The sequence below is a fragment of the Streptomyces purpurogeneiscleroticus genome (assembly GCF_020024005.1).
GTDB classification, from domain to species: Bacteria; Actinomycetota; Actinomycetes; order Streptomycetales; family Streptomycetaceae; genus Streptomyces; species Streptomyces purpurogeneiscleroticus.
Map to the genome: position 1 here is coordinate 1 of NZ_NHSG01000055.1, position 6,837 is coordinate 6,837.

6 protein-coding genes and 1 pseudogene are annotated in these 6,837 nt (G+C 71.7%); 4 read left to right on the forward strand and 3 right to left on the reverse strand.

Annotated features, from left to right (window positions below; genetic code table 11):
• A pseudogene (locus CCS38_RS01590) lies at positions 1 to 707 on the forward strand (hypothetical protein); the annotation flags it as partial.
• 39 nt (positions 708 to 746) lie between these two features.
• Here CCS38_RS01590 and CCS38_RS01595 read toward each other — a convergent pair.
• Entirely contained in the window at positions 747 to 2,099 is a 1,353-nt protein-coding gene (locus CCS38_RS01595) for an ABC transporter substrate-binding protein (RefSeq protein ID WP_223731370.1), read from the reverse strand.
• Positions 2,100 to 2,235: 136 nt separating this feature from the next.
• Between CCS38_RS01595 and CCS38_RS01600 the strand changes: the two genes are divergently transcribed.
• Together CCS38_RS01600 and purU are read left to right on the forward strand one after the other, a co-directional pair.
• Positions 2,236 to 2,748 (forward strand): SCO4402 family protein, encoded by a 513-nt coding sequence (locus CCS38_RS01600; RefSeq protein ID WP_223731374.1) that lies wholly within the window; start codon positions 2,236 to 2,238, stop codon positions 2,746 to 2,748.
• Between the two features lie 85 nt (positions 2,749 to 2,833).
• Entirely contained in the window at positions 2,834 to 3,706 is an 873-nt protein-coding gene (gene purU, locus CCS38_RS01605; protein ID WP_223731371.1) for a formyltetrahydrofolate deformylase, read from the forward strand.
• Positions 3,707 to 3,776: 70 nt separating this feature from the next.
• Here the strand turns inward: purU and CCS38_RS01610 are convergent, their stop codons facing one another.
• Both CCS38_RS01610 and CCS38_RS01615 read right to left on the reverse strand, forming a co-directional pair.
• Entirely contained in the window at positions 3,777 to 5,267 is a 1,491-nt protein-coding gene (locus tag CCS38_RS01610) for a zf-HC2 domain-containing protein (protein ID WP_223731372.1), read from the reverse strand.
• Positions 5,264 to 5,881 carry a sigma-70 family RNA polymerase sigma factor gene (locus CCS38_RS01615; RefSeq protein WP_223731373.1) on the reverse strand — a complete coding sequence of 206 codons (618 nt, stop codon included), beginning with the start codon at positions 5,879 to 5,881 and terminating at the stop codon, positions 5,264 to 5,266. Before CCS38_RS01615 ends, CCS38_RS01610 begins: the two co-directional genes overlap by 4 nt.
• A 431-nt stretch (positions 5,882 to 6,312) precedes the next feature.
• Between CCS38_RS01615 and CCS38_RS01620 the strand changes: the two genes are divergently transcribed.
• Complete coding sequence (locus CCS38_RS01620) at positions 6,313 to 6,687, forward strand: STAS domain-containing protein (protein WP_030254346.1); 375 nt, start codon at positions 6,313 to 6,315, stop codon at positions 6,685 to 6,687.
• The last annotated feature ends 150 nt before the right edge of the window (positions 6,688 to 6,837 follow it).

Consider the following 6,837-nt stretch of genomic DNA (forward strand, 5'->3'; position numbering starts at 1 on the left):
ACCCCGCCTTCACGTCCCAGGGCCCGTACCCGCCCGAGGGCCGCTCCGGCAACAGCCACGGCGGTGGCGGGCGGCGGCGCAAGCTCGCGCCCGCCGTGATCATCGGCGCGGTCGTGGTGGTCTGCGTAGGCGCCGGACTCGGCGTCGGCTACGCGCTCAGCGGCAGCGACGACGGCGCGAAGAAGGACACCGGCAAGTCGTCGGCGGGCACGGCAAAGCAGGACAAGCCCTCGCCGACCGCCGACCCCGTCGAGGTACAGGCCAAGGAACTGGACGCGCTGCTCAAGGACAGCAACAACAGCCGTTCCGCGGTGATCGGTGCGGTCGCCAATATCAAGTCCTGCACCAAGCTCGGCGCCGCGGCCAAGGACCTGCGGGACGCGGCCGGGCAGCGGAACGACCTGGTCACCCGGCTCGGGAAGCTCTCCACCGACCAGCTGCCGGACCACATCGAGCTGACCACCGCGCTGACCAACGCCTGGAAGTCCTCGGCGGCGGCCGACAACCACTACGCCACCTGGGCCGACCAGGTCGCGCACGCGGGCAAGAAGGGCTGCCACAAGGGCAAGGCGCGCGGCACGAAGGCGGCCGTGGCGGGCAACACCGCCAGCGGCCAGGCCACCACGGCCAAGAAGGAAGCCGCGCAGCTCTGGAACCCGATCGCGAAGCAGTACGGCCTGACCGAGCACAGCCCGGAGCAGCTCTGACCGAGCGGGCCCCGGTCTCACCGGGGCCCGTCGCCTCGATCAGGCGTCCCGGCGCGGCTTCTCCAGCGTCTTCGTGAGATTCGCGAAGCCGGAGTGCGTGGCGACCAGCCGGCCGTCCCGTACGACCTGGTAGGTCACCATCGCGTTGACGATCCGCGGGAAGGACTGCACGGCGAGCATGTCGTCGTAACGCCACCGCAGCTTCGGGGTCAGGCCGCCCGTGTCGACGGCCCGGTCGCCCTCGTCCAGCGCCCGCTGCAGCGTGTGCGCGGTGACGTCCTTGCCCTCCTCGGTGACCTGCTCGACCATCGCGCGCAGCACGGTGTACGCGATCCACGTGGTCTGCACGCCGGCGTCGGCCGGGTCGATGCGGTTGTCGTTGAAGGCGTGCTCGGTGATCACGTCGCGCATGGGCTGCCAGCGCCGGTCGCGCGCGTCCGGGTACCAGCCGGTGACCAGCGCGCCCTCCAGGGGACTGGACTTGCCGCCCGTACGGTCCACCAGCGTCTGGTTCACGCTGCCGAGCACGGACGCCATCTGCACCTTCGGGTTGTCCTCCTGGAGGCGCCGGAAGGAGTCGAAGAACGTGTCGGTGTGCTCGCCGAGCGTCGCGGTCACGCAGGCGCCCTTGGCCCGCGCGCCGAACTCCGCCGTCCCGTAGAACTCCGGGTCGGCGCCGACCTCGTCCAGCGCGGTCTGCGCCGCTGAGGTGTAGTCGGTGGCGTTCTCGGGCGCCCGGATGTCGTGGGCGGGCGCCCGGCCCTCGGTGGCCAGCCCGGCGTTGAGGATCGGCGGCATCTGGTCGCCCTGGATGGTGTCGGGGCGGACCAGTGAGACGCGCTTGCACTCGGCGGCCAGCTGCCGCCCGTTGCCGGCCAGCAGTGCGGCCTGCCCGCCGTTGACCGGGTAGGACAGCGGGCTGTCGAACTCCTCGCCGGTGACGCCGTAGCCACCGATGTACGGGATGCCGGCGGCCTCCAGCGGGGCCATGAAGGAGCGGCCCTGGCGGCTGTACGAACCGACGACGGCGACGGCGTGCGCGGCGACCGCCTTCTGGGCGCAGCGCGCGGCGGCCACCGATTCGTTGCGTTCGTTGCAGGTGAGGACGTTCAGGCGGTGGCCGGCGATGCCGCCCTTGGAGTTGGCCCAGCGCGCGTACGCCTCGGCCATGGCGGGCATTCCGGCCATGTTCGTGCTCTTTGTGCCGGCGGGCGCCCAGGTCATCACGGTGATCGGGTCCTTGTCGCCGACCGCGGCGGCGTTCCCGTCGGCCCCCGGGAGCGTGCCGCAGCCTGTCAGCAGGGCGGCCATGGCCGCCGCGCCCGCCGTCGCTGAGCGGATCACGGTGGCGCGGTGGCAGAAGCGGGGAAAGGAACGTCGCCATCCGGTCATGTACCGGCACCCTTCCGGCCAGGACGGAACACCTGAGTGCCGTCCGGGTAACGGAAAGTGACGTGAAGGTGAACAGCAGGGGTGAGGCGGTCCCGGCCCCCCGGCCCGTCGCACTGTGTCCAAGAACGTACGATCGATTGTTGTGCAAGGTTCGGAGAAGTCTTCCCGTCGCGGCCGCCGCTCGACCACCATGGGCGCCATGCCGCTCACTGATATGCCGTGGTGGCGCTGGCGCGCCAATGTGCGCTCGGCGCTGCACATGCTTTCCGACCCCGTCTTCCAGCAGGAGACCTGGCTGGCCGGCCTCCCCGGCTACGGCGATGTGACCGACGCCGTGTACCGGCTGGTGGAGGACACCTGGCTGGACAACTGGTCCGCCGAGAAGTACGTCGGCACGATATTCCGGGACTCCCAGGAAGCCTCGCTGGTCGACGTCGCCGTGCTGCGGGTGCTGCGCATCCTGCACCAGGTCGGCGCGGACGCCCCCGTGACCGCCTACCTGGAGCACCACGGCTGGCCCGAGGCCGTACGGGCCGCGCGCGACGCCCACGTCCGCATGGCGACCGCCGACGGCGAGGACCCCGACACGCCCCCGCGCTCCCTCGAAGTGCTGGCCATCCTCACCAAGGGACTGGAACCGCAGGAGTGAGCCGGGCCACGCGGGCGGTGCCCGCCGCCCGGCACCGGGGAGCGGGCGGTGACCGGCGGACCGGAATGTGCGACCCTTTGTCCTCATGAGCCAGTCGCAGCCCGCCCTCTCCGACCAGTACGTCCTGACCCTGTCCTGCCCGGACAAGCAGGGCATCGTGCACGCGGTGTCCAGCTACCTCTTCATGACCGGGTGCAACATCGTGGACAGCCAGCAGTTCGGGGACCGGGACACCGGACTCTTCTTCATGCGGGTCCACTTCCGCGCTGAGACCGCCGTCACACTGGAGAAGCTGCGCGCCAGCTTCGCCGCGGTCGGCGACTCCTTCCAGATGGACTGGCAGATCCACCGGGGCGACGAGAAGATGCGCGTCATCCTGATGGTGTCCAAGTTCGGGCACTGCCTGAACGACCTGCTCTTCCGCTCCCGCATCGGCGCGCTGCCGGTGGAGATCGCGGCCGTGGTCTCCAACCACACCGACTTCGCCGAGCTGGTCGCCTCGTACGACATCCCCTTCCACCACATCCCGGTGACGAAGGACAACAAGCCGCAGGCCGAGGCGCAGCTGCTGGAGCTGGTCCGCGCCGAGCAGGTCGAGCTGGTCGTACTGGCCCGGTACATGCAGGTGCTCTCCGACGACCTGTGCAAGGAGCTGTCGGGCCGGATCATCAACATCCACCACTCCTTCCTGCCGAGCTTCAAGGGTGCGAAGCCGTATCACCAGGCGCACGCGCGCGGCGTGAAGCTGATCGGCGCCACCGCGCACTACGTCACCGCCGACCTCGACGAGGGCCCGATCATCGAGCAGGAGGTCGCGCGGGTGGGCCACGACGTCACCCCGGACCAGCTCGTCGCCGTCGGCCGGGACGTGGAGTGCCAGGCGCTGGCCCGCGCGGTGAAGTGGCACAGCGAGCGCCGCGTGCTGCTCAACGGCAGCCGGACGGTCGTCTTCGCCTGAGGGGCTGGCTCCTCTCGCACCTGAGCGCCTGACGCTCTCGCGCCTGACGCCCTCGCGCCTCCGACCGGGGTCAGAGGCGCGAGAGCGAAGCCGTCGCGAAGAGGACGTCGCGGATCGCGTCCCGCTCGCCGTGCTGCCCCGCCGCCGCGTCCTCGGGCGAGACATGGCCCGCGGCCAGCTGGCAGAACTCCACGCTGTCCAGCGCGATGTGCGCGACCGTGCGGTCCGGTGTGCCGAGCGCGCCGGGCGAGTCCAGCGCGATGTACCAATGGCCGCCGCCGCTGCCCTCCACCTCCAGGTGCAGCGTGCGCCCCGGTGTGCCCGCCTCGACCAGCCGCCGGGGCGGCGCGGCCAGCCCGGCCCGCCGCCGTACCGCCAGCGCGGACGGCAGCAGCCGCGCCGCCAGGTCGACCATGCCGTGCATGTGGTGCGCGGCCGGCGCCTCGTACGGGTAGTCCACCGCGTCCGCGATGTCACCGGCGTGCACCCAGCACTCGAAGGCGCGCTCCAGCATGGAGTCGCGCAGCGGCAGCCGGAAGTCCCCGTAGGGCACGGCCAGTTCGGCGACCCCACGGCCCGCGAAGGCCACCGTGCGTATCAGCGCGTGGGACTGCTCGCGCCAGGGCTCGCGGGTGGCGAGCGGGGACTCCTCGTGCACCGCGGTGCGCCAGTACGCGAGCGTGCGCTCCGTCGGGTCGCTGGGGGAGTCCTCCGGAACCGCGGCACCGAGCGGGTCGGTGAGCCCGAGAGCCGTGGCGACCAGGCCGTCCACGGACATCAGATGGCCGATGACGCCGGCGACGGTCGTGGTACGGACGGCCGCACGGTCGTTCTCGAACCACCGCAGCCGTACCGGGGCCCGCCACTCCGACTCGCCCATGTCCCGCAGCAGCGCGTCCAGTTTGGCGGTCTCCGCGTCGTACGGGCCCGCCCACTCGGGCACCGGGATGCGGGCCGGGCGGCGGCCCAGGCAGTTCTCCAGGACCCGGCTGCGCAGCAGCGGGTCCAGGTCCAGGCTGTCGGCGGGGTGCAGCAGGCCGACGGCGTCCCGCAGCCGCAGCGCCTCGTCCGCGCACGCGGCGCAGTCCGTGAGGTGGGCCTCGACGGCGGCGGTCTCCTCGGGCGAGCAGGCGGCCAGCGCCCAGGCGCCCAGCAGCGACTTGAGCACGGCGTGCGGCGGCTCGGGCAGGCCGGCGCCGGCGGTGTCCTGGTCCGTGGTCCCGTCCTTCTCCGTGGCGGCGTCCTCGGACGGCCTCCGTTGCTCCGGCGCCCGCGGCTCCTGCGGCGTTTCCCGTCCTTCCGGTACTGTCCGGCCCTCCGCTGCCTCCTGCCCCTTCGGCGTCTCTTGACCCTTCGGCGTACGCCGTTCGTCCTGCGCCCGCCGTTCCTCCGGCGGCCCTTCGTCCGGCCGGGACGCGCGGACGTCCGGCAGCGGGCCCTGGTCCTCGGCCGGGCGGCGCGGGGACGGTATGCGCGGGCGCTCACCGCGTCCGGGGCACGGGCGGCCGGGGCCTTCCGGGTCCTGCGGGCCGTAACGGTCCCAGTCCTCCGGGCCGTTCACAGTGCCCGTCCGTATCCGGAGCCCGGCGACGGTGGCGTCGCGGGGCGGCCCGGAGCGGGCGGTCCCGCCTGGTGGTTGTGCGCGGTGGCGAGGAGCTGCAGGCCGAGGCGGAGCCGGCGACGGGCCTCGTCCTCGGTGACGCCGAGGTCTGCGGCGGTCTGGCGGTAGTCGCGGCGCTGGAAGTACGCCAGTTCCAGCGCGGCGCGCAGCGGCGCCGGCATGGACGTGACGATGTAGTCGGCGCGGGCCGCGGTCGAGGCGGCGTTGATCTTCTGCTCGATCTCGGCCGGTCCGGGCGCGTCCGCGCCGCAGTCCAGCGCGGACGCGGCCTCGGCCTGGCGCAGCCGGTGCACGGCCTGGCGGTGGGTGAGCGTGGCGACCCACGAGCGCAGCGAGCCCTGCTTGGGGTCGTAGGCGTCGGGGTTCTCCCATATGTAGCCGAACACCTCGCGGGTGATCCGGTCGGCGGCCGCCTCGTCCTCCAGAACGCGGTGCGCGAGGCTGTGCACTAGCGAAGCGAACCGGTCGTACAGCTCTCCGAGCGCGGCCGCTTCGCCGCGCGCGAGCCGCTGTTGCATCCGCCTGTCCCAGCGCGGTGGCGCTTCGTTCACCATCCACGGCCCCCTTCTCCGCCGCCGCTGTGCCCGCCGTCACAGAAGTCCATCGTCACAGAGTCCGTCGTGCGTCCACCGTGCCATCGAATGTAGTGCTCCGGTCCGTCCGCGCACCTTCCTTTACGGCAAAACGAGCCGTGCGGCGACTGCGGATGGTATAGGACTCGTCACTTTCTGATTGGGGTTCCGGTCAGAACTCGACTGATACAGACTGTTCATGCCCGTTTTTGCCCGCGCGTTATTCGTGTGTGACCGGGTGCGGAGAGAAAAGCCGATGATCCAGGGCATAGCCTGGGTACTGGCAGCCTGTTGCGCGCGGAATTCTTTCGAGTTTCAGGGGTGCGAGGCCGGGCAGCCGATGCGGGGAAGGGTGCGTTCCGGATGGCCTCCGGAGGCGTCCGGTCCGAAAGCGAGCGAAAGGCTTCGAGCGCGTGACGTTGAAGGTGGCAGAAGACGAGCAGGGGCCCTGGGCCGTACTGCAGGTTTCCGGTGAGATGGATCTGGTCACGTCTCCCTCGGTGCGTCAGCATGTGCACGACGCGGTCGCCGAGGGGCGCCGCAGTGTGGTGCTCGACCTGTCGGGCGTGCAGTTCTGTGATTCCAGCGGCGTCGGCGTACTGATCGCCGCGCGCCGCCTGATGCGCTCGTGCCAGGGACGGCTGCGGCTGATCCTGCCGGCCCAGGGCGCGGTCGACGGCTCGCACGTGAACCGCGTACTCGCGGCACTCGGCGTGCGCCGGCTCTTCGAGGTGTACCCGGACGTGGCCACGGCGGTCGACGAGGCAGCGGCGCCGCTGTCGGCCTGACCGGGCCCCTCGCCGCTGTCGGCGTGACTCGGCCCCCTCACCGCCGGCTTCCTCGCCGCCTTGCGCCGTACCGTTTCCCCCGCTTTTCTCCCCCAATGGGGGGTTGCGAGGTCCCCTTCTCAACACAGTAGCGGGAGGGTCTGACAACGC

What these genes read in the sequence shown, in the direction of transcription:
- purU (WP_223731371.1), top strand. Translation starts at nt 2,834, where the DNA reads ATGAGCCAGTCGCAGCCCGCCCTCTCCGACCAGTACGTCCTGACCCTG.
- CCS38_RS01615 (WP_223731373.1), bottom strand. Translation starts at nt 5,881, where the DNA reads ATGGTGAACGAAGCGCCACCGCGCTGGGACAGGCGGATGCAACAGCGG.
- CCS38_RS01595 (WP_223731370.1), bottom strand. Translation starts at nt 2,099, where the DNA reads ATGACCGGATGGCGACGTTCCTTTCCCCGCTTCTGCCACCGCGCCACC.